Raw genomic sequence first — 22,327 nt, forward strand, 5'->3', positions numbered from 1 at the left:
CATGCCGAGAATGATCGCTCACCCACGGACCAGATCATGTCGCTTGCCGATCATCCTCTGCAGCTGATCCTGCTGCTGTTCGCGCTGTCGTTGCTGCCGTTGTTCATCGTGATGGGAACGGCCTTCCTGAAGATCTCGATCGTGCTGTCCACGTTGCGCAATGCGCTCGGCATCCAGCAGATTCCGCCGAACATGGCGATCTACGGGCTGTCGCTGGTGCTGACGCTGTTCATCATGGCGCCGGTGGGCATCGCGATCGGCGACAACCTGAAGGCCAATCCGATCAAGATGGAAGCGCCGGACCTGTTCGGCCAGGTCGAAACCCGTGTGCTCGAACCCTACCGCGAGTTCATCAAGAGCAAGGCGAGCCCGCAGCAGGTCCGCTTCTTCATGGACATCGGCGAAAAGATGTGGCCCGAGCCCTATCGCAACCGGATCCCGGACGACTCGCTAGTGGTGCTGATCCCGGCGTTCACCGTCAGCGAACTGGTCGAGGCCTTCAAGATCGGCCTGCTGCTGTACCTGCCGTTCGTCGCCATCGACCTGATCGTCTCCAACGTGCTGCTGGCGATGGGGATGATGATGGTGTCCCCCGTGACGATCTCGCTGCCGATCAAGCTGCTGGTGTTCGTGCTGATCGGCGGTTGGGAAAAGTTGCTCGGCCAGCTGATCCAGTCCTATCTATGAGCAACGAAATCATCGCGCAGCTGGCGTCGAACCTGCTGTGGCTGGTGCTGATGCTGTCGCTGCCGGTCGTGGTCGTCGCCTCGGTGGTCGGCGTGCTGGTCAGCCTCGTGCAGGCGCTGACTCAGGTCCAGGACCAGACCATCCAGTTCCTGCTGAAGCTGATCGCGGTCTGCTTCACGCTGGTGATGACCTATCACTGGATGGGCGCCACGCTGATCGGCTATACGAACATGGCGTTCGAGCAGATTTCCGTGATGGGGAAATAGGTGGACGGCTGGCAGCATATCGTTCCGACGCTCGCGCTGACGATGCTGCGTCCACTCGGCATGCTCGTGCTGATGCCGATGTTTTCGGCACGCGCGCTCGGCGGCGGCCTGATCCGCAATGCGCTGGTGCTCGTGATGGCGCTGCCCGCGCTGCCGATGCAGCTCGGGCATGCCGCCGAACTCGCGGGCCGCCTCGGCGAGCTGTCGGTGCCGTCCCTCGCCGTGCTGGTGATGCAGGAGTTCGTGATCGGACTGGTGATGGGCTTCTGCGCGACCATTCCGTTCTGGGCGATCGACATGGCCAGTACTGTGATCGACACCGTGCGAGGGACCTCGATGGCGTCGGTGCTGAACCCGATGCTGGAAGAACAGTCGTCGGTGTTCGGCGTGCTGTTTACGCAGGTCCTTGCCGTGCTGTTCCTGGCCGGCGGCGGCTTCAACGCGATGCTGACCGCGCTCTACGCCTCGTATCAGAGCATGCCGATGCTCGGCGGCTGGCATCTGTCGGCGGGCTTCCCCGGGTTTATCGCGCACCAGTGGCAGATGATGATGGAGCTGTGCATCGGCTTCGCGCTGCCCGCGCTGGTGGTGATGGTGCTGATCGACGCCGCGCTGGGCCTGGTCAACCGCTCGGCGCAGCAATTGAACGTGTTCTTTGTCGCGATGCCGATCAAGAGCGCGCTGGCGCTGTTCGTGCTGGCGATCGGCATGAGCTACGCGCTCGGCGCCTTCCAGCAGCGCTTCGACGCGTTCGGCGGCGTGGTCGCCAATCTGCTCGGGACCATGCGATGACCGAGAAGACCGAACAGCCGACGCCGAAGAAGATCCGCGACGCGCGCCAGGAAGGCCAGATCGCCAAGAGCGTGGAGATTGCCACCGGCATCCAGCTGGCGGTGCTGCTCGGCTATTTCTGGGTGCGTGGCGAGGACATCGTCGACGCCTTCCAGAACATCATCGAGGTGGCGATTGCCAGCATCGGCGAGCCGCTGCGGGTCGCCATGGGGCGCGTGGCGACGGTTACCGGCATGCTGATGCTGCATTTGCTGGCGCCGGTCGGCATCGTGCTGGTTCTGGCCACCGTCGGCGTGGTCATGGCGCAGATCGGTCCGCTGTTCGCGCCGAAGTTCATCAAGCCGAAGGGCGAGCGCGTCAGTCCGCTGAAGAACGCGAAGCAGCTGTTCTCGCTGCGCTCGCTGTTCGAGTTCGGCAAGTCGCTGCTCAAGGTGTCGATCCTCAGCATTGCCTTCTATCTGCTGATCAAGCGCTACCTCTACTCCTTCCAGTTCCTGCCGCTGTGCGGTACCGAATGCGGGCTGCGGGTCACCGGCGTGCTGATCGGCTGGCTGTGGGGAATCCTGGTGCTGTTCTACGTGGTGTTCGCCATCGCCGACCTGGCGTTCCAGAAGCGCAGCCTGACCAGGCAGCTGATGATGAGCCGCGACGAGATCCAGAAGGAATTCAAGAACACCGAGGGCGACCCGCACATCAAGCACAAGCGCAAGGAGATCCATCGCGATATCCAGAGCGGCAGCATGGCGGCGAATGTCAAGCGGTCGACCGCGGTGGTGCGCAACCCCACCCATGTCGCGGTCTGCCTGTATTTCGTGCCCGGCGAGACGCCGCTGCCGCAGGTCATCGAGAAGGGCGCCGATGCGCGCGCGAGACGAATGATCGCGATCGCCGAGGAGGCCGGCGTGCCGATGGTCGAGCAGGTCCATGTCGCGCGCCGGCTGTATGCGCGGACCGACGTCGGCGACTACATCCCCGCCGAGCTGTTCGAGCCGGTGGCCGAGATCCTGAGCCTGGTCAGCGAGATGAGGCAGGCGGAGGAGGCGCTGGACGGCGATCTGGACGGCGATCCGGACGAGGAACCGGACGCCGATTCGGAACGCGACACCGAAGCCGGCACCGATTCCGATTCCGATACCGATACCGACGCCGCCAGCCCGAAGCCGGGCCCGGACGGTCGCGGCGACCCTCGCGGCGATGGCGGCCGCGACCCACGTTCCGAACCCCGTCGCCCGGCCGATCGCTAGGCCGGCACCAGGGACGGTTCCCCAATTGGAGAGCGTTTTCGTGATGAGGACGATAACGGCGGTCCCGGTGATCGCCTTGCTCGGCGGCCTGACGGCTGGTGTTGCTCACGCCGGCGATCCCGCGCCGGCGGCGGCGTGGACCGCGATCGAGCCGCGAGCGGAGCCTGGCGACGACAAGGGCGGTGGCCGGCCCGCCGGTGCTTTCGGCAATGTCTGGGGCGTGCAGAGCGCCGCGGAGCGGGAGGCGAGGGCCATCGCCGATAGCGAGCGCGGTGCATCGCCTGCCGCGACGTCGCCAATGCCAACGGCGCCTGCCGCGCCAGCGCCCGCGATCCGGCAACCTCGCGGCGGAGGTGGCGTCGATGTCGGCCGGCTGGCGCTCAGCACGCTGGCGCGGCACGCTGCGCGCGCCATGGGGCAGGACAACGCGCGCGTGCTGGGTCTCGATGCCATCGCGCCGACCGTCGAATCGCCGATGGCCCGCGCCGATGCGCCACCGCCGGCGCCCGCGGCGCCGCACGCGCGCACCGTCGCCTTCCAGCCAGGTTGGGCTGGAGAGGGCAGCGTATCGAGCCGGGACCTGCCCGGCGCGCGTGCCTCGACGCGGCCGCGCCACGCGCAACTGGCGCAGGCGCCGCCGAATACGCGGCTGGCATCGGCCTACGACGAGCTGATCGACGAAGTCGCGCGCCGGCACGATGTCGCGCCGCATCTGGTCCGGGCGGTGATCAAGGTCGAATCCAATTTCCAGCCGAACGCGCGCTCGCCAAAGGGCGCGGTCGGCCTGATGCAGGTGATGCCCGCGACCGGGCGACGCTTCGGCGCCGCCGATCTGCGCGATCCGCGCAGCAATCTGAGCGCCGGCACGCAGTATCTGCGCTGGCTGCTGAACCGCTTCGACGAGGACCTGACGCTTGCGCTGGCCGCCTACAACGCCGGCGAGGGCGCGGTCGAAAAGTATGGCCGCCGCATTCCGCCATTTGCCGAAACGCAAGGCTACGTCAGCAAGGTGCTGGCGCATCTCGGCCTGACAACGGGGACCGAGGCAGCGTCATTGCGAGCGGTTCCGACGGCCGGCGGCGATGTCCGCGGCAACGGTGGCACGACCGACGAAGGCAGCGGCGCCAAGCCGAGCCGCACGGCAAGGGCCGGCGGCAACGACACCGTGGCACGCCAGCAGGCCGATGCGGCGCTGCGCTCCGTGTCGAACTGGCTCGGCGCGGTGCTGACGTCGAGCGCGCGGCCGCCGAGCCGCGCGGCGACGGAGGAGGCGGCGACCGACAGGACGGCGACCGGCAGGGCGGCCACGATACCAGCCATGGCGGCGGATGCGTCCGTCGACGGGTCGACCTGGACGCGCTTGCCGCTTCCGGTGCCAGTACGCAGGGGACCGGCCTGATGTCGCTGCTGCACACCATGCCGCCACCACCGCCATCGCCACCATCGCGCTGCACCGGCGCGCGGCTTTCAGGTCATGACCGGATCACGCCTCCGTGGCCACTACCCGATGATGCATCGATGAACCCGCCGTCCCTTCCCGGCCAACGCGGCGCCAACGCCTGGCTGCGCAAGCTGATGGACTGTCCCAGCGTCGCGGTGATCGCCGCCAATGGGCCCACCGCGCAGATCGAGGTCGGCGGTGTGTCGGCCCGCGCGTGGTGGCTCGAGGCCGGGCTCTGCGTGGGGCTGCGGATCGAGCTGGGGAGCGACCCTCCCGAGGGCTGGCTCGATGACGCGACGCTGTCGCTGGCGGCAACACCGGCCGCGACCGACGACGCGCTGGCGATCGACGGCGAGGCGTGGCTGCTGTGGCATCGCTACGACCACGACATCGAAGCGAGCCAACTGGAAGAACGGCTTGCGCTGCAACTGGCGCTGGCGCGCCGGCTGGCGGAAAGCGCGCAGACGGCGGCGTCCGGACCGGGTTCGGATATTGGAAGATTGATATGAACGCAATGCAGCTGGGCAAGCTGTCGATCGTTGCCGCGACCCTCGCCCTTGCGCTGAAGGCGCAGGCGGCATCGGGCCCGCTGGGCCTGTCTGGCCCGGAGTTCTCCGTGTCTTCGCGCGGCATGAAAGTCGCCGCGCTGCTGCGCGACCTCGGGGCGAACTATGGCGTGCCGGTGATCGTCAGCCCGGACGTCAACGATACCTTCGTCGGCACGATCGAAGGCCGCCAGCCGGAGCGGCTGCTCGACCAGCTGGCGCAGCTGTACAACCTGGCCTGGTATTTCGATGGCCGCGTGCTCTATGCCTACAAGGCCGGCGAGGTCAGGACCGAGGTCGTCACGCCCTCCTATCTCGATGCGAACGAGCTGGCGCAGTATCTGCGCGAGGCCGGCGTGTTCAAGGGCGGTACCTGCTCGGTGCGGCCGGTCAGCAATTTCAATGCGGTCGAGGTGTTCGGCGTGCCGGTCTGCGTGCAGCGGATCGGCAAGCTGGCCAAGGACCTCGACGAGAAGACGCTGAACCAGACCCAGAACAAGGAGGTCGTGCAGGTCTTTCCGCTGCGCTATGCCTCGGCGGTCGACGGCGCGTACACCTACCGCGACCAGCAGGTCGTGATTCCGGGCGTGGTCACCGAGCTGCGCGAAATGGTGCGCAGCCGCGCGATCCCGGCGCCGACCGAAAGCGGGCAGGTGGTGCCGCCGGCAGGCACGCAGCCGACCTTCTCGGCCGACGCGCGCAACAACGCGGTGATCGTGCGCGACCGCAAGGCCAATATCCCGCTGTACGCGGAGCTGATCAGGCAGCTCGATCAGCGGCCGCGGCAGATCGAGATCTCGGTGGCGATCATCGACGTGGACGCCGCCGACATGCGCGAGCTGGGCCTCGATCTCGGCGGCAGCGTCGGCCTGGGCAATTCGCGCATCAGCTTCAACGCCGGCAATGCCGCGGCCGCCGACGGCACCTTCTCGACGGTGCTGAGCAATACCGCCGACTTCTTCGTCCGCATCAACGCGCTGGAACAGAACTCCAAGGCCAAGGTGCTGTCGCGGCCGTCGGTGGTGACGCTGAACAACGTGCAGGCGGTGCTCGACCGCAACATCACCTTCTACACCAAGCTGCAGGGCAACAAGGTTGCCGAGCTGGCCTCGGTCGCGGCCGGCTCGCTGCTGCGCGTGACCCCGCGCCTGATCGACATGCAAGGGGAGCAGGAGGTAATGCTGACGCTCGATATCCAGGACGGCAGGCAGGAGCCGCCGGCCAACAACATCGAGCAGCTGCCGCAGGTGCGCAATTCCGGCATTGCCACGCAGGCGATTTTGCGGCCGGGCCAGAGCCTGCTGCTCGGCGGCTTCGTCGAGGAAAAGCAGCGCCAGGGCCAACGCAAGATTCCGCTGCTGGGCGACCTGCCGCTGGTCGGCGGCCTGTTCCGCAACGAGACCCGGGAGAACCTGAGCGTCGTGCGCCTGTTCCTGATCAAGGCGGAACCGCACGCCCTCAACTGAAGTGGTCATGAAATACCGATACCAGATCAAGATCCTCAGCGGGCCGCTGTCCGGACGCCGGCTGCGCTTGCCCGAGGGCGAGTTCACCATCGGCGGTGCCGATCCCGACCTGGACGCGATGCTCGAAGGCGGTGGCAGTGCGGTGCTCGACTGCACCAAGCAGGGCGTGTTGCTGCGCACCGAGGTGCCCGTATGGATCGAAGGCGTGCCCACCCGGATGGAGCAAGCGCCGTTGCCGCTGGAGAAGGTTGTCGACATCGGTGGCCTTGCGCTGCTGGTCGGCGATGCCGAGCGGACGCTGTCCGAGCGCAAGGTGCCGCCACGGCGCGACGGTCGCCGCGGCATGGCGGCGACCGTGCTGGCCTACGCCGGCCTGGTGCTGCTGATGTCCGGCAGCGCGGGCGCGGCGATCTGGGCCTACGGGATGCTGCAGCCGGACAGCGCCGTGGTCGATCGCGACGAATGGCTGGCCGAATGGCGCAAGCGCGCGCGGCAGCAGGGCATCGACGTCGCCACCCAGCAGGACGGGCTGACGGTGCTCGGCGGCAGTTGCATGGATTCGAGTGCGCGCAACGCGCTGGTCGACAAGCTGCGCGAGCACGGCAAGCCGTATCGCGACAACACCTTGTGCCAGGACGAACTGGTGCGCAACGTGCAGGCCGTGCTGAACCTGCATGGCTTTGGCGAGGCCCGCGCGCGGCCCGGCCCGGCGGGCGGCACGGTGGTCATCCAGGGCACGATCCACGCCGATGCGCGCTGGCGCCGGGCGGTGTCGATGCTGTCGTCGATGCAGGGCCTGCAGCGGTGGTCGGTCGAAGACCCGGTCGGCGCCAGCGTCAAGACGCTGATCGGCATGCTGCGCGATGCGGGACTGATCGGCCGGCTCAGCGTCGCGCGGGAGAAGGACCTGATCCTGATCACCGGCGTGCTCGACGAGGGCGGACAGCGCAGCCTGTCCGCGGTCACGCACGCGTTCGCCGGCTCCTATCCCGAGGCGCCCAAGGTCATCTTCCAGAACATCCCGACCCGGTCGATCCAGACCGGCATCTTTCCCGCGCCGGTGGTCAGCTTCGGCGGCAGCGGCGAGCTGGCCTTTCTCGATCTGGCCAACGGCACACGGCTGAAGACCGGCAGCCGGCTGCCGGCCGGCCACGTGATCGTGCATCTGGACCGCAACGGCATCGACCTCGAGCGCGAGGGCGAGCTGATGCATCTACCGCTGGAGCTTTGATGGAACCCGATCCGACCGCCACCCCCGCCGTGTATGGCACCAGCATCGAAGGCCGTCTTGCCGAGGACCGCGACGGCGCGCTGCGCAAGCGGCTGCGCGCCGATCTGGCGCGCGCACGCCGGGCCATCGACGCGCAGCTGCTTGAGCCGCAGACGCCGGAGGCCTTCGCCAGGCTGACCGCGCTGCGCGAGGTATGTGCGGCAGGGACACGCACGATCGACAAGATCTGGCGCCGCCTCGCGGAAACGCAAGCGTAGGCGGCGCGTCGGGCTGGCGCACTCGACGGCCAATTCGGCGGCCAATTCGGCAACGCAGTCGGCAACGCAGTCGGCAACGAATTGGCGCAATACCCGAACGCAAACCAAATGCTTTAGCACCCCGGATTTTTCAATAGATTCATGAAGCCTTGATCCGTAGAGTCACCACAACGGGCTTCGAATGGAGAAGCAAGATGGAAGAAGAGCAATTGTGGAAGCAGGCCGTGGAAACGCTCGAACGTCTGCGCGCGACGCTGCAAAGGGAGATGAACGACTGGGCCGAAATCGAACGGCGCATCGACGATCTGCAGCTGCGGGCGGCCAGGGATCCCAAGGCCGCGCAAGAGCTGGCCGCGCTGGCCGCCTTCCTGGAAGCGAGCCGCAACAACGGCGATGACATCCAGGGCCGGATGGAGCAGCTGCAGGCCATGATCAAGGAAATGAACCTGCGCGCCGCGCAGGACCGCCGCGAAATCGAACGCTACAAGCAAAAGGTGTTCGGTGCGGGTGGTGATGAACAACAAACCGCTCCGGTGCCGCCTCGCGCCGAGGGCACGGCGGAAAAGCCCAAGAAACGCGTGCGCCGTTTTGCATGACGAGGCCGTCCTGTCTTGAATCTTGAATATTGAATTGGAGTAGAAAAATGCCTGGACAAATACAAACGCGGCCCAATCCGGAGCTGCTGCTGCAAACCGACGCGCCTGCCAAGGAAGTGCCCCTGACGACCGCCGATCCTGCGCCGTTTGTCGGCGGCCTGCTGGTGCCGCGCAACTACGACACCAAGCCGGTCACCGATTCCGCCTGCTTCGCGATGATGTTCCAGGCGATCGAGAACCAGCGACTCGAAGTCGGCTCGCGCATGGACGAGTACAAGTGGAACAACGAAACGGCGCGCGCGATCGAGAAGCTGAAGAACGCGACCCAGATCGCGATCGACAAGGACATCGGTTCCGATCCGAACAAGACCACCACGTTGCCGAGCGATGTCGCCCGCTACATGTGGGACAACAACCTGCAGATCGACGGCGTCTTTCCCCGCAAATACGCAAGCTTCGAGGAATTCGCGAGCCAGAAATACTCGGCCGCCCAGTTGCGCACTGCCATCGGCAGCCTGGATATCAAGAAGACCGAGTACACCGACATGAACAGCCAGTACATGCAGCAGACCAATATTGCGCTGAGCCTGCTGCAGGTGGTCCAGCAACTGCTGACGTCGCTGATCGACATGGTCAAGCGCATCAAGGAACAGATCACGTCGAAGGTCTGATCGCGCAAGCCAGGGGAGAGCACCGTGCAAAGCGTGCTGAAGCAGACAAGCCCATCCGCAGCGGCGTCGGTTGCAGACGCCGGCCTCGTCGACGGCGATCGCGCTCCGGCGCCTCACGAGCCGATCGCAGCGATCGAGCCAAACGAGCCGAACGAGCCGGACGAGCCGAACGAGCTGGACGACCAGATCGCGGCCCGGCAGGGCGTCGAGCGCTATTTCGCCGAGGGCGGAAGCCTGCGCGCATTGTTCGGGCTCGATGCCGCCGCGCTCGAGGTCCTGTACACGTACGCCTGCCAGCGGTACGAGGCGAACGATCACGAAGGCGCGCGGCAGCTCTTCCTTGCGCTGGCGGCGATCGACCCGCATGGCTACGACTACTGGCTGTCGCTGGGGCTGAGCCTGCAGAAGCTGCATCGGCACGACGAGGCGATCTACTGCTTCACGCGCTGCGCGCAGCTGCGCATGTGGGAGCCGAAGCCGCCCTATCTGGCCGGGATCAGCCTGCAGCTGTGCGGCGACTATCAGAAAGCGGCGCAAGCCTATTCGGCCGCGATCGGGTGGTGCGGGGAGCAGGACGCCTGTCAGGGACTGCGCGGTCTCGCCGAACAATCGTTGCGGTCGTTGCGGGCCTTGCAGCCCGCAACGCCGCTGGCGGCCGAGTACGAAGGTATGGAGGAAGGAAAACAATGATCGGTGCCAATGCACTACAGCCCATCGGGCTGGTTCCCGGCGGGGAGAGGCGGGAACGCCTCGATACGCAGTGGGAGGCGAGCGGACCCGGCCGGACCGGCCCGGTCGGCGGCAGTACGGCCACGCGCGTCACCATGCCGGTGGCTTCGGGGCCGGCGGTCGAGGAGGCCGATCAGGCCGACGAGGTCGCTCGAGCCGCCGCCCTTGCCGCTTCACTGTTGAAGCCACCGCCGCCGGCGCTGCGCGAGGTCGATCGTCGAACCGCCGAGCGCGCGTGGGACAGCGTCATGGATGTGTTGTCCGGCGCGTTCCGTGCCGCGAAGGCGGCTTCGAAGCAGGACGAACGGGGAGTTCAACTGGCGCTGAACGACCTCGGTAGCGCGACCGAATCGATGCACGCGTTCTATCGGCGCGCGCTGAATCCCGAGGCGGTGCTGATGGAACTGCAGGTCGAGAGCGGCATCTTCACGGCCGAAATGATGAAGGCCAACCTCGACCACACGCTGGCGCTGCGCAAGGAAGAAATGGCGGCGATCGAAGAGAAGCAACGCAAGGAGCAGGAGGCCGCCGAGAAGCAGAAGCAGATGCAGCAGAAGGCCGGCAAAGGGCAGGTGCTGGGGCTGGTGCTGAACTGGGCCATGGCCGCCGCGCAGGTCGTGACCGGCGCGTTGAAGATCGCCACCGGGCAGCCCCAGGGTGCCATCGACCTCGCGGCTGGCCTGGTGGGACTGGCGAAATGCACGCTGCAGACCATCGAGATGGCTCACCCCGAACTCGCCGGCAAGCTTCGCCACCATATCGACGAACTGGCGAAATGGGAAATGGGCTTGAGCGTGGTGGCCGGCCTCGCCAGCGTGGTCTCGGTGGCGAGGATCGCCAAGGCGGCCAACGCGATCCTCGGCACGGCAGCCGGCGAGCTGCTGACCACCGGCGTGGAGCAGGGCGGCAAGCGAATCAGTTCGGTCGGCGTGACGCTGGTCAATGCGATGGAGAAGGGGGGTGACGCCGCCGAGGCCGCATCGCAGCTGGTCAAGAACATCGCGCAGACCCTGGTCGACGATGTCGCCGTGCAGCTGCGCAATTCGCTGCGGGTTGCCGGCGGCAGCCAGAAGCTGGCGGAGGCCTTCGCCAAGTCGTTCACCAACGAGGCGGTGCAGAAATTGGTCGAGCAGTCGCTATGGCAGGCGGCCAAGCAGGTGCGCGGATTGACCACCGAGGTCATCCAGTCCACCTTCATCGACCAGGTCAAGAAGCAGCTGACGCTGGCGACGATGCGCGCGGCGGTCAATTTCACGGCCGCGCTGGAGGCGGCGTCGACGACGGCGCGGGTGGTCGCACCGGCGGCGCAGCAGATCACCGTCAATGCGCTGCGCATCGAGGGCGCCAACAAGAAGGAAGAGATTGAGCGCGTGATGATCCACGCGATGATGCTGCAGTTCCTGATCGACTTGATCGGCCGCCAGATCAAGGAGAACAAGAACGCGCTCGAACGGGTCACCCAGGACCATATCGACAATACCGAGAACATCACCAACGCAATCGGCGAGGTTCGCGACGTGGCACTGCAGGCGGTGACCGCCGGCGTTTGATTGCCGACAGTCGTTCCCTTTTCAAGAAGCGGGCGGTGGCGCCGCATCGGCAGGCCGCCGCCGCCGACATCGCGGAAGCGATTTCACTGATTTCACAGGAGCAGCAACGATGAACATCATCACCAATCCGGCCGGCGTCGCGACGCAGCAGCCGATCGCCGTGCCGCAAGCGCCGGCGGCCAGCAGCGAGACAAAATCGGCCCAGGCCATGATCCTGGAATTCCAGGCGTTGATGAGGAAGCTGTACAACACCTACGTGGAGTGCCATGCGGCGCTCGAGAAGAACGTGGCGGACCTGCAGAAGCTCGCCTACCAACGGGCCATCGAGGCGAAGGACCAGCGCAAGAGCGCCGAGGTGGGCAGCGGCATCACCGGGATCGTCACCGGCGGATTCAGCCTGCTGTGCGGCATCGGCGGCGGCGTGTACGGCGCCAGGAATCCGGCGATGGGTTTCGGCATGGGCGCGGACATGGGATCCCATCTGGGTACCCCGGCCGGCAATATCGGCAATATGGTCGGGCAGATCGTCACCGCCGGCACGCGCGGCAAGGCAGAGGAGGCGCAGATCCATGCCGATCTCGCGCGCAACGTTTCGGACTCGGCGGCGCGCGACTCGGGCAAGGCACGCGACAACGCCGACCAGCACCACGATCAATATCTGCGTGAAGCTGGCCAGCTGACACAGGAAATGATCGCGGCCATCAAGGCCACGGTCGCCCCGCGGTAATCGATCGTGGCCGCGCCGAACCATTCCGACAGCGAATCGCCGCGGGCCGCGGCCGTCGTGCCGGCAGACCCGGTCACCGGCTTTCTGCTGTCGCGCGGCCTGCAGACCGTCATGGCCTATCTCGGCGAGTCGGCGTTCGAACTCGGGCGCCGGGTGCGGTTTGGCGGCCTGGATCTGATCTACCGCTTCGAGCAGGGCACCTTGTTGATCTGCGATATCGCGGCGTACGACGTCGCGGCGTACGGCGGGCCCGGCATATCGAGTTCGTCGGATTCGTCGTATTCGCCGTATTCGCCGGCTCCGCCGAGCGCCGCAGGCGACGTCGGCGGCGCGATGCGCGCGCTGGTATCGCTGATCCATGCGATCGAGCGATCGGTGCCGGAGGTCCAGACGGTCGAAGGGCTGGTGCCGTTGATGGAGGGCAAAGCGGGCGGAGGCGATGGGGGCGATGGGGGCGATCGGGGCGATCGGGGCGATCGGGGCGATGGGGGCGATCGCGGCGATGTCGACGAGCAGCAGCTTGGGCGGCGGTTGCTGTCGCTCTATCGCAAGCTCGGCGCGCAATGCTGGCCGGAAGACGATGCTGGCATGGTGCGGGTTCGCTATCGGATGCGGGGCGGCCAACGGCAAGGCGGCCGGCACAGCGGTGATGCCGCATGACGCTACGGCGCAGCCCGGTCCGCGCGGCATGGCCCGGACCGTGGCTGCCGAATCGGCCCGATCAGATGTCGATCAGGCCGAGCCGCCGCGCCCATTTGGACAGGTCAGCGACGTGATGGGCGTCGAGCTTGCGCATCAGGTTCATCCGATGCGTTTCGACGGTCTTCAGGCTGATCGACAGGCGCTCGGCGACACGCCGGTTGGTGTGTCCCTCGGCGACCAGCTTCAGTATCTGACGCTCGCGCGGCGTCAGGCCCGCGGCGGCCACCTGGCTGCCGTCGTTCCCGTCGGCGCGGCGCATCGCGTCGACCTGTTCGAGATCGATGTCGGGATCGAGATAGGCCATGTCCTGCCGCACCGCATGCAGCGCCGCCATCAGCTTTTCCAGGTTGCTGCGCTTGAGCACGTAGGCGTGGGCGCCGGCGCGCAGCGCGGCCGCCGCCCGGTTCTCCGAATGCAGGCCGGCCAGTACCACGACCCGGATGCTCGGCCATCTGCGGCGAATCGTCGCAATGGCATCGACGCCGTCGAGCGAGCGCAATTGGAGGTCCATCAGAATCAGATCGGGATGGAGCTGCAGGCAGGCATGGACGGCGCCGTGGCCGTCCGAGGCTTCGCCGACGATATCGACGGTCGGGTCGGCCTTGGTCAGCAGGGACTTCAGGCCCTCGCGCATCACGGCGTGATCGTCGACAAGGACCACCCGCGTCGCGGGCAGGTGCGCGGCAATGGGGCGGCGCGCCGACTGCACCAGCCGAGGCAGTACGGCGAGGCTGTTCAACGTTGGGATAGTCATGTGTTGCTCCGAAGACGATGCCGGAATCCGAGTCGCGTCCGATGCCAGGTGTTGGCTCGATGGCCCTCGGTTCAGGATGGCGCCAGTCTAGGTAGCGACAATGAGCAATAAATGATGGAACGATGAGATGGAAATGAGGGCCGCCGATCGGCAGCATCGACACCCGGTATCGAGTTCGATCGATGCCATGGATCGAGGTGTGAACGACGCCACTGGAGCGCGACATGAACAGACTGGATGGATTTGACCGCCTGCTGGCGGAGTTCGGCGAATCGATCGGGATTCCCGAAATGGCGTTCGACGAGGATGGCCTGTGCCATATCCGCGTCGACGAGGAGTACCCGATCACCTTCCGCCGCGATGACGACAACCACAATCTGGTGCTGGTCGGATTGATCGCCGAGGAACTGCCGCAGCGGCTCGGCCGTGAACTGGTCGGCGAGATGCTGGCCACCGGGGTCGAACCGCTGCGCGACCACGGCGCGGCGCTCGGGCTGGAGCCGCAGTCCGGCACGCTGATCCTGCATCAGACGATGCCGCTGGCGAAGATCGACCGCACGGTGCTGGAGACGATGCTGGGGAACTTCATCCTGATGCAGAAGGACTGGTCGGCGCGGATCGCCGGTGCGGATGCCGACGGCGCGGAGGCGGAACCGGCCGGCCAGGCCGGAACCCGAGCAGGCCACGCACTGCCGGCCGGTCCGTTGGCAGGCCGGCCGCCCGCCCCCGGCAGTGCCGCCGGCGCGCCAGGCGCACCTGGCGCACCTGGTGCGAAACCCGGCTCGCCGGGCGCCGGTCAGCCCGGTTCCAGGGCCCCGGCCAAGCCGGCCGCGACGGAACCACGCTACCACCCGCATCTGCATCACCGCTGATCGCTGGGCCAGTGGGGCCATTGGGTCAGCGGGTCAGTGGGTCAGTGGGCTACTGCGGGCTACTGAGGGCTGACCGTTGGTCCGCCGCCGGGTTCGCGCCCCCGGGCGCGTGCCGTGGTCCCACGGTGCGAAGATCGACCGGCCGCGGCGTGCGGACGCCACACTGTCGTTGACAACCCCGGCCCAGGCTATCCATCATTCTGGTCGGAAAAGAAGGCGCCCCGGATCGGCATTTGCCGTTGGGACAGCCGCACAAGAAGGAACGGGAAATGATGCAGTGGATTCGCCTGGTGGCGGGCGCGGCGGGAGTCGCCGCGCTGTTGGCGGGGTGCGCGGCGGTGCCGCCCGACGAGTCGCCGATGCGGGTGGCAGTACAACCGACGCGGGACGACGCCCGCGCTCTGGCCGTCGAAGTCTATACCTACGCCTATCCCCTCGTGCTGACCGATGTCACGCGCGAAGTCATGGCGGCACGGGCCGCGGCCGGCGCGGCCGGTCAGACAGCCGTCAATACCTTTGTCCACCAGCGCGGCGCGCCGCGCCCCGGGGCCTCCGACATCGCGAGCCCGGACGCCGACACGTTGACCTCGATCGCCTGGCTCGATCTGTCGCGCGGGCCGGTCGTGCTCAGCGTGCCGGATACCCAGGGCCGCTACTACACGATCCAGTTGCTGGACGCCTGGTCCAACGTGTTCTCCGCGTTGGGCAAGCGGACCACCGGCACCCAGCGCGGCAACTATGCGATCGTCGGTCCGGACTGGACCGGCGCCTTGCCGGCCGGCGTGCGCGAGATCCGCTCTCCGACCGCGATGGCATGGGCGGCGCTCCATATCCAGGTCGACGGCAAGCACGATCAGGCGGCCGCGCAGCGGCTGCGGAACGGCTACCGTCTGACGCCGCTGGCAGCCTGGCCGAATGGCCGCCGCGCCTTGCCGGCGGTGCCGACGATCCCGCCGGCGGCGGTCGACCTGGAGACGCCTCCGGTCGAGCAGGTCGCCGCGATGGACGCGCAGGCGTTCTTCAACCGCTTTGCCTCGCTGCTGCCAGCCAACCCGCCGACCGCGGCGGAGGAGGGCATGATGCAGAAGGTACGCGGGCTGGGCATCGTGCCGGGCGCCCCGTATTCGACCACCGTGCTGGAACCGGAAACGGCGCGCGCCCTGCAGGACGGCGCGACGCGGGCGCTGGCCCGCATCGTCGCGCTGGCGCGCGGCGGCGAGGGCGCGGCGTCAGGGGCCTGGCTGTCGCGCAAGGACGCGGGGCGCTACGGCACCGACTACGACCGCCGCGCCGCCACCGCGTGGCTGGCGCTGGGGACCAGCCTGGGCGAGGACACGCTGGTGTTTCGCGCCAATGCGGACGCCAGCGGCCAGCCGCTGCACGGTGGGAATCGCTATGTGATCCGCTTCGACAAGAACGCGCTGCCGCCGGCCAAGGCGTTCTGGTCGCTGTCGCTGTACGACCAGGCGCAGGATGTTGTCGCGAACCCGTTGAACCGCCATGCGATCGGCAGCCGCGACCGGCTGCGGCGCAACCGCGACGGCTCGGTCGAGATCGTGGTCCAGCATGCGCGGCCGCCGCGGGCGCAGGCGGCCAACTGGCTGCCGGCTCCCGACGGTCCGTTCAATCTGATGCTCCGGCTCTACTGGCCGCAGCCGGCGGCGCTGGATGGCAACTGGAGCGCGCCGCCGGTGCGCAAGATCGGCGCGGACTGAGCGTCAACAGCGCGCGCCAACTGCTGGCGCCAACGCAGCAAAAAGGGGCGGCCCGGAGCCGCCCCTTCGTCATTGCGCCCGCGCTGCAGCGCCGCTGAAGGCGTCCATCAATGCGCCATCAATGCGCCCATCAATGCCCCCATCAATGCGCCGCGCAATCGCATTGGCCCGCCGGATGGGCCGCACGCTCGCGTGCCACCGGCTGGCCCCGCAGACCCGCCGGACCCTCCGCCGCCAGCCGCTCGCGCAACTGCCGGGCCGCGGCCACCATATTGCGTAGCGCCGCCTCGGTCTCGGACCAGCCGCGCGTCTTCAGTCCGCAATCGGGATTGACCCACAGCCGCTCGGGCGGAATCACCTGGCAGGCGCGCGTCAGCAACTGGCCGATCGCCTCGACGCTGGGCACGCGCGGCGAGTGGATGTCGTAGACGCCCGGCCCGATCTCGTTCGGATAGTCGAACGCGGCAAATCCGTCGAGCAGCTCCATCGCCGAGCGCGACGTTTCGATCGTGATGACGTCGGCATCGAGGGCGGCGATCGCCGGCAGGATGTCGTTGAACTCCGCGTAGCACATATGGGTGTGGATCTGCGTATCGTCGCGGACCACGGCCGCGGCAATGCGGAAGGCGCGCACCGCCCACTGCAGATAGTTGTCCCAATCGGCGCGCCGCAGCGGCAGGCCCTCGCGCAGCGCCGGCTCGTCGATCTGGATCACGCGGATGCCGGCCTGTTCGAGATCCGCCACCTCGTCGCGAATCGCCAGCGCCAGCTGCAGCGCGGTGTCGGCGCGCGGCTGGTCGTCGCGGACGAACGACCATTGCAGCATCGTGATCGGGCCGGTCAGCATGCCCTTCATCGGCCGCTCGGTCAGCGACTGCGCATAGCGGGCCGTATCGACGGTGATCGGCTCGGGCCGGTAGACGTCGCCATAGATCAGCGGCGGCTTGACGCAACGCGAGCCATAGCTCTGCACCCAGCCGAACTCGGTAAAGGCATAGCCGCACAGCTGCTCGCCGAAGTATTCGACCATGTCGTTGCGCTCGGCCTCGCCATGCACCAGCACGTCCAGGCCCAGCGCCTCCTGGCGGCGCACGGCGTCTTCGATCTCGGCGCGGATGCGCTGCAGATAGGCCAGCGCGCCGAGGTCGCCGCGCTTGAAGGCCGCGCGGGTCTGGCGGATTTCGGCGGTCTGCGGGAACGAGCCGATGGTGGTCGTCGGCAGCGGCGGCAGCTGCAGCGCCGCGCGCTGATCGGCGATGCGCTGGGCGAAGGGGCTGCGGCGATCGGCCATCTCCGGCGTCACCGCGGCCACGCGCTGGCGCACCTGGCCATTGACGACGCGGCGCGACGCGCGGCGGCCGGCCTGGGCGGCATCGGAGGCGGCCAGCGCGTCGGCCACCGCGGCTTCGCCGTCGTTCAGCGCGGCCGCCAGTACCTTCAGTTCGTCCAGTTTCTCGGTGGCGAACGCCAGCCAGTTGCGGATTTCGGGGTCGAGGCGCGTTTCCGGCGCCAGCGACACCGGCACATGCAGCAGCGAGCAGGACGGTGCCAGCCACAGGCGGTCGCCGAGTTCGGCGTGCAGCGGTGCCAGCCGCGCGAGGATCGCGCGCAGGTCGGCGCGCCAGATATTGCGGCCGTCGATGACGCCGGCCGACAACACGGCACCGGCCGGCAGCACTTCGCGCCAGGCCTGCCACTGCTGCGGCGCGCGCACCAGGTCCAGGTGGAAACCGTGCACCGGCAACGCGGCGGCGCGGGCGGCGTGGTCCGCCGCCGAGTCGAAGTAGGTCGCCAGCAGCAGCTTGACGCCGCAGTCCCCGAGGGCGGCGTAGGCGGTGTCATACGCGTCCAGCCAGGCACCGTCCAGCTCGAGGCACAGCGCCGGCTCGTCGAGCTGCACCCATTCGATGCCGCGCGCCTGCAGCCGCTGCAGGATGTCGCGATAGGCGGCGGCCAGCCGCGGCAGCAGCGTCAGTCGGTCGAAGCCGGCGACATGGGTCTTGGAGAGCCACAGCCAGGTGACCGGTCCCACCAGCACCGGCTTGACGCGGTGGCCCAGCGCCAGCGCCTCGTCGATCTCGTCGAACAGCCAGTCGACCCCGCCGTCGAAGCGCGTGTCGGGGCCCAGTTCCGGCACCAGGTAGTGGTAGTTGGTATCGAACCACTTGGTCATTTCCATCGCCGGCTGCGCCGCATTGCCGCGGGCCAGCTCGAAGTACTGCGCCAGCGTCAGCGTGCGGGGATCGAAGCCGAAGCGCGCGGGCAGCGCGCCGAGCAGGGCGCTGGTGCCCAGCATCTGGTCGTAGTAGGCGAAGTCCCCGGCCGCGACCAGGTCGAGGCCGGCGTCGGCCTGCAGGCGCCAGTGCGTCTTGCGCAGGCCGGCGGCGCACTCGCGCAGCGCCGCCTCGCTCGACTCGCCGCGCCAGAACGCCTCCTGGGCAAACTTCAGTTCGCGTTTCGCGCCGATGCGTGGGAATCCCGGAATATGGGTGCGTGCCATTTCTCGCTCCAATCTCGCTTCAAAACAAGTTGGCGCACAGTGTCCGGTCGCGGGTAAAATGAATCAAGTGATATGTTTTAAACAAAATATGAATGAATTTCATATAACGCGCCGATATGCGGCTTCCTTCGGCGGCGGCATCCCGATGATTTTCTTGACACCCGGCGCCCTCCGGCTTCGGACGACACCATGATCGAGGTCCGCCATTTCCGCTCGCTGGTCGCCATCGCCGAATCCGGCAAGCTCGCCGCGGCCGCCGAGCGCGTCCATGTCAGCCAGTCCGCGCTGTCGCATCAGATCAAGGCGATCGAATCGCACTACGGCCTGTCGTTGTTCGACCGTACGCGTGGCGGCCTGCGTTTCACGCCGGCAGGGGAGCGGCTGCTGGCGCTGTCGCGCGAGGTGCTGGCGTCGATCAGCGCGGCCGAGCGCGATCTGGAGCGGCTCAAGGGCGATACGCGCGGGGAGCTGCGCATCGTGCTGGAGTGCCACACCTGCTTCGACTGGCTGATGCCGGTGATGGACGAATTCCGCACGCGCTGGCCCGAGGTCGAGGTCGACCTGGTGGCGGGCTTTCATGCGGACCCGCTGGCGCTGCTGGCCGAGGGCCGGGCCGACATGGTGATCGGCTCGCTGCCGCCGACGCGGCGGGGGCTGGCCGTGGTGCCGCTATTCCGCTTCGAGATCCTGGCAGTGATCGCCAACGAGCATCGGCTGCGCAACCGGCGGCGGCTCGAGGCGGCCGACCTCGAGGGCGAGACGCTGATCACCTATCCGGTGCCGGAGCCGCGCATCGATCTGATCCGCGAGGTGCTGGAGCCGGCCGGCATCCGGCTGCAGCGCCGTACCGCGGAGCTGACGGTGGCCATCCTGCAGCTGGTCGCCAGCCGGCGCGGCGTCGCGGCGCTGCCGAACTGGGGCGTCAAGAACTACGTCGACCACGACTATGTGCTGGCCAAGCGCATCGGCGCGCGCGGGCTGTGGAGCGAGTTGTATGCGGCGATGCCGGCCGCGCTGGCCGAGCGGCCGTTCGCGCGGGACTTCGTCGCGATCGTGCGCGAGACCTGCGCGCGCGATCTCGACGGCATCGAGCTGCTGCCCGACGACGCGGCGCAGCGGGCAGGGGGCAGGGAAGGCGCGAAGGAAGTCAAGCGAGGCGACCGAACCGGGAACTGAACGCGGCCGCCCCGCCGCGAACCCTCACAGCTCGAGCACGATCCGCCCGCATCGGGCGCGCGAACAGCAGCTCATCATCTTGCCGTTCGCCTCGCGCTCGGCACGTGTCAGCACCACGTCGCGATGATCGATGTCGCCGGCCAGCACGCGCACTTCGCAGGAGCCGCACAGCCCTTCCTCGCAATCGCTCTGCACGTCGATATTGGCGGCGCGCAGCGCGGCGAGCAGCGTCTGGTCGGCGCGCACCGTGACGACGATGCCCGAGTCCTTGAGCTCCGCCTCGAAGGCCTGTTCCTTGCTCGGATCGAGCGCGCCCAGCGTCGAGGTGAAATGCTCGACCCGCAGCGCGTCCTCGGGCCAGTTTGCGCAACAGGCGGCCAACGCGTCGAGCATCCGCGCCGGGCCGCAGGCATAGATCTGCGTCGCGGCATCGGGCTGGCCGAGCAGCGCGCCCAGGTCGGCGCGCGCGCCTTCGTCCCTCGCGTAGACATGCAGCCTGTCGCCATGCAGCGCCGCCAGCTCGTCGAGCAGCGCCATCGACGCGCGGCCGCGGCCGCAGTAGTGCAGCTGGTAGTCGATGCCGAGCTCCTTCGCGCGCCGCGCCATCGCGCTGATCGGCGTGATGCCGATGCCGCCGGCGATCAGGATCAGCCGGCGCGCGCTTTCGTCGAGCCGGAAGTGGTTGCGCGGACCGCGGATGCGCAGCCGGTCGCCGGCCTTCAGTTCGCGATGGATCCACGCGGAGCCGCCGCGGCTGTCAGCCTCGCGCAGCACCGCGATCTCGAAGGCGCGGCTGTCGGCCGGATCGCCGCACAGCGAATACTGGCGCGACACCCCGGTATCGCCGCATTCGACATCGATATGCGAGCCGGGCGACCAGCGCGGCAGCGGCTTGCCATCCGGTGAAACGAGCCGCAGCCGCACGATGTCGTCGGCCACGCGCGTCATGCTCTCTACCACCACGGTGCGGTTGATCGCATGGCTGGACGGCTCGCCGATCCGCACCGGCGTGCGCACCTGCAGCAGCGCGGGGTTGCGCCGTTCGGGGTTCTGGCTCGGGTCCCACTCGACCCACAGATGCTCCGGTCCGCGGAACGAGGTGTTCGGCACGTAGGTGAATGTCTGCTCCGACAGCTTCATATGCGGCAGCCGGCGCGTGAATTCCTCCAGGAAGATCTGCATCTCCATCCGCGCCAGGTTCTTGCCCATGCACTGGTGCGCGCCGTAGCCGAACGTCAGCTGGTCGCTGGCATTGGCGCGGCGGATGTCGAACAGGTCGGCGTCGGCGAAATGGCGCTCGTCGTGGTTGGCCGACGACGTGACGATCAGCAGCTTGGCGCCGGCCGGAATGTCGACGCCGCCGATCTGCACGTCGCGCGTGGCCAGCCGCCGCCAGGCCGCGACCGAGCCGTTGTGCCGCAGGCATTCCTCGACCGCGTTGGGGATCAGGCTCGGGTCCTCGCACAGCTCGCGCCAGGCGTCGGGATGCTGCAGCAGCAGCTTGATCGCGTTGGCGCTGGCGTTGGCCGTGGTCTCATGCGCGGCGACGATGCCGGCCATCATCATCGAATGCAGATAGGAATCGGTGACGACGTCCGGATATTCCTTCTGCTTGCGGATGCCGTACTGCATCCAGCCCGGGCCCGACGGATCCTGCCGCATCTTGTCGAGGATGCGCCCGGCGAGCTGCCAGAAGTTGCCGACCGCGTGCGCGACCTCGACCTGCTCCTCCGGTTTCGGGCGGCCCCAGGTATTGACGGTATGGGCGATCGAATACTTGCGCAGCAGGTCCATGTCCTCCTCGGGCACGCCGAGGAAATGCAGCGCGACGGTCAGCGGCACTTCCCACAGGATCTGGTCGACCAGGTCGGCCTTGCCGTCGTCGATGAAGCGATCGACGTATTCGCGCGTCAGCCGGCGCACCATCGGCTCGTGGTGCTGCAGCTGTTCGGGCGTGAACGGCTCCATCAGCACGCGCCGGCGCGGCATGTGCGCGGGCTCGTCCTCGTTGACCAGCGTGCGGTTCATCGCGTAGCCGTAGGAGGCCAGCACTGCGTTGGCTTCGTCGCCGGTCGGCGTGATCTTCTCCAGCGCGATCGACGGGCTGAACGTCAGGTTGTCGCGGAAGATCGCCTTGATGTCGTCGTAGCGCGTGACGACCCAGTATCCGAGCCTGGGGCTGTAGAACACCGGCTCCTGCTCGCGCGCCCAGCGCACGTAATCGGGCGGGTCCTGCTGGTAGCCGTCCTCGAACGGGTCGAAGTCCGCGGCGCGCGCGCTGACCGGGCAGCCGGTCGGGCTCAAGGGCGTTGCAACGGCATCCGCGCTGGCGTTCGCCTGGCCGTGCGGCTGGACATGAAAAGGGCATCCCTGCGCACGGGCAGGTTCGGTGCGTTCGCTCATGGT

At 67.8% G+C, this 22,327-nt stretch carries 21 protein-coding genes; 18 read left to right on the forward strand and 3 right to left on the reverse strand.

Annotated elements, in window-relative coordinates; all coding sequences use genetic code 11:
* The first annotated feature begins 36 nt into the window (after positions 1-36).
* The 15 genes from sctR to LRR16_RS02340 all read left to right on the forward strand — a co-directional run bounded on the left by sctR (position 37) and on the right by LRR16_RS02340 (position 12,862).
* Complete coding sequence (gene sctR, locus LRR16_RS02270; protein ID WP_232204667.1) at positions 37-687, forward strand: type III secretion system export apparatus subunit SctR; 651 nt, start codon at positions 37-39, stop codon at positions 685-687.
* Positions 684-953 carry a type III secretion system export apparatus subunit SctS gene (gene sctS, locus LRR16_RS02275; protein WP_232204668.1) on the forward strand — a complete coding sequence of 90 codons (270 nt, stop codon included), beginning with the start codon at positions 684-686 and terminating at the stop codon, positions 951-953. Before sctR ends, sctS begins: the two co-directional genes overlap by 4 nt.
* Positions 954-1,745 (forward strand): type III secretion system export apparatus subunit SctT, encoded by a 792-nt coding sequence (sctT, locus tag LRR16_RS02280; protein ID WP_232204669.1) that lies wholly within the window; start codon positions 954-956, stop codon positions 1,743-1,745.
* A complete protein-coding gene (locus tag LRR16_RS02285; protein ID WP_232204670.1) occupies positions 1,742-2,989 on the forward strand; it encodes an EscU/YscU/HrcU family type III secretion system export apparatus switch protein in 1,248 nt (415 codons plus the stop codon). Before sctT ends, LRR16_RS02285 begins: the two co-directional genes overlap by 4 nt.
* A gap of 43 nt (positions 2,990-3,032) precedes the next feature.
* Positions 3,033-4,388, forward strand: a complete 1,356-nt coding sequence (locus LRR16_RS24480) for a lytic transglycosylase domain-containing protein (protein WP_370646744.1) — start codon at positions 3,033-3,035, stop codon at positions 4,386-4,388.
* Positions 4,389-4,507: 119 nt separating this feature from the next.
* Positions 4,508-4,939 (forward strand): hypothetical protein, encoded by a 432-nt coding sequence (locus tag LRR16_RS02295; protein WP_232204671.1) that lies wholly within the window; start codon positions 4,508-4,510, stop codon positions 4,937-4,939.
* On the forward strand, positions 4,936-6,441 hold the full coding sequence (locus tag LRR16_RS02300) for an EscC/YscC/HrcC family type III secretion system outer membrane ring protein (protein WP_232204672.1): 1,506 nt from the start codon (positions 4,936-4,938) through the stop codon (positions 6,439-6,441). The genes LRR16_RS02295 and LRR16_RS02300 overlap by 4 nt, the downstream gene beginning before the upstream one ends.
* A 7-nt stretch (positions 6,442-6,448) precedes the next feature.
* On the forward strand, positions 6,449-7,672 hold the full coding sequence (gene sctD, locus LRR16_RS02305) for a type III secretion system inner membrane ring subunit SctD (protein ID WP_232204673.1): 1,224 nt from the start codon (positions 6,449-6,451) through the stop codon (positions 7,670-7,672).
* Positions 7,672-7,929 carry an EscE/YscE/SsaE family type III secretion system needle protein co-chaperone gene (locus LRR16_RS02310; protein WP_006577085.1) on the forward strand — a complete coding sequence of 86 codons (258 nt, stop codon included), beginning with the start codon at positions 7,672-7,674 and terminating at the stop codon, positions 7,927-7,929. Before sctD ends, LRR16_RS02310 begins: the two co-directional genes overlap by 1 nt.
* A gap of 194 nt (positions 7,930-8,123) precedes the next feature.
* Positions 8,124-8,525, forward strand: coding sequence for a hypothetical protein (locus LRR16_RS02315; protein WP_064576884.1), 402 nt, complete (start codon positions 8,124-8,126; stop codon positions 8,523-8,525).
* Positions 8,526-8,572: 47 nt separating this feature from the next.
* A complete protein-coding gene (locus tag LRR16_RS02320; RefSeq protein ID WP_064576883.1) occupies positions 8,573-9,196 on the forward strand; it encodes a hypothetical protein in 624 nt (207 codons plus the stop codon).
* A 24-nt stretch (positions 9,197-9,220) separates the two neighbouring features.
* On the forward strand, positions 9,221-9,886 hold the full coding sequence (locus LRR16_RS02325; RefSeq protein WP_232204674.1) for a SycD/LcrH family type III secretion system chaperone: 666 nt from the start codon (positions 9,221-9,223) through the stop codon (positions 9,884-9,886).
* Positions 9,883-11,475 (forward strand): type III secretion system translocon subunit SctE, encoded by a 1,593-nt coding sequence (gene sctE / locus LRR16_RS02330; protein ID WP_232204675.1) that lies wholly within the window; start codon positions 9,883-9,885, stop codon positions 11,473-11,475. Before LRR16_RS02325 ends, sctE begins: the two co-directional genes overlap by 4 nt.
* 109 nt (positions 11,476-11,584) lie before the next feature.
* Positions 11,585-12,202, forward strand: a complete 618-nt coding sequence (locus LRR16_RS02335) for a hypothetical protein (RefSeq protein ID WP_232204676.1) — start codon at positions 11,585-11,587, stop codon at positions 12,200-12,202.
* A gap of 6 nt (positions 12,203-12,208) precedes the next feature.
* Positions 12,209-12,862, forward strand: a complete 654-nt coding sequence (locus tag LRR16_RS02340) for a hypothetical protein (protein WP_232204677.1) — start codon at positions 12,209-12,211, stop codon at positions 12,860-12,862.
* 61 nt (positions 12,863-12,923) lie between these two features.
* Here LRR16_RS02340 and LRR16_RS02345 read toward each other — a convergent pair whose 3' ends face one another.
* Positions 12,924-13,658 (reverse strand): response regulator, encoded by a 735-nt coding sequence (locus LRR16_RS02345; protein ID WP_156526583.1) that lies wholly within the window; start codon positions 13,656-13,658, stop codon positions 12,924-12,926.
* Between the two features lie 224 nt (positions 13,659-13,882).
* Here LRR16_RS02345 and LRR16_RS02350 point away from each other — a divergent pair, with 224 nt between their 5' ends.
* Together LRR16_RS02350 and LRR16_RS02355 are read left to right on the forward strand one after the other, a co-directional pair.
* Positions 13,883-14,530, forward strand: a complete 648-nt coding sequence (locus LRR16_RS02350) for a type III secretion system chaperone (RefSeq protein ID WP_232204678.1) — start codon at positions 13,883-13,885, stop codon at positions 14,528-14,530.
* Positions 14,531-14,799: 269 nt separating this feature from the next.
* Positions 14,800-16,245, forward strand: a complete 1,446-nt coding sequence (locus tag LRR16_RS02355) for a DUF1254 domain-containing protein (RefSeq protein ID WP_232204679.1) — start codon at positions 14,800-14,802, stop codon at positions 16,243-16,245.
* 142 nt (positions 16,246-16,387) lie between these two features.
* Here the strand turns inward: LRR16_RS02355 and metE are convergent, their stop codons facing one another.
* Positions 16,388-18,745 carry a 5-methyltetrahydropteroyltriglutamate--homocysteine S-methyltransferase gene (gene metE / locus LRR16_RS02360; protein WP_232204680.1) on the reverse strand — a complete coding sequence of 786 codons (2,358 nt, stop codon included), beginning with the start codon at positions 18,743-18,745 and terminating at the stop codon, positions 16,388-16,390.
* Positions 18,746-18,934: 189 nt separating this feature from the next.
* Between metE and LRR16_RS02365 the strand changes: the two genes are divergently transcribed.
* Positions 18,935-19,921 carry a LysR family transcriptional regulator gene (locus LRR16_RS02365; RefSeq protein WP_064576877.1) on the forward strand — a complete coding sequence of 329 codons (987 nt, stop codon included), beginning with the start codon at positions 18,935-18,937 and terminating at the stop codon, positions 19,919-19,921.
* Positions 19,922-19,945: 24 nt separating this feature from the next.
* On the opposite strand, the gene LRR16_RS02370 is transcribed toward LRR16_RS02365, so the two are convergent.
* Positions 19,946-22,324: a cytochrome P450/oxidoreductase gene (locus tag LRR16_RS02370; protein ID WP_232204681.1), complete on the reverse strand. Its 2,379-nt coding sequence runs from the start codon at positions 22,322-22,324 to the stop codon at positions 19,946-19,948.
* Positions 22,325-22,327 lie beyond the last annotated feature (3 nt).

The organism is Cupriavidus sp. UGS-1 (assembly GCF_021213615.1).
Classification (GTDB): Bacteria; Pseudomonadota; Gammaproteobacteria; order Burkholderiales; family Burkholderiaceae; genus Cupriavidus.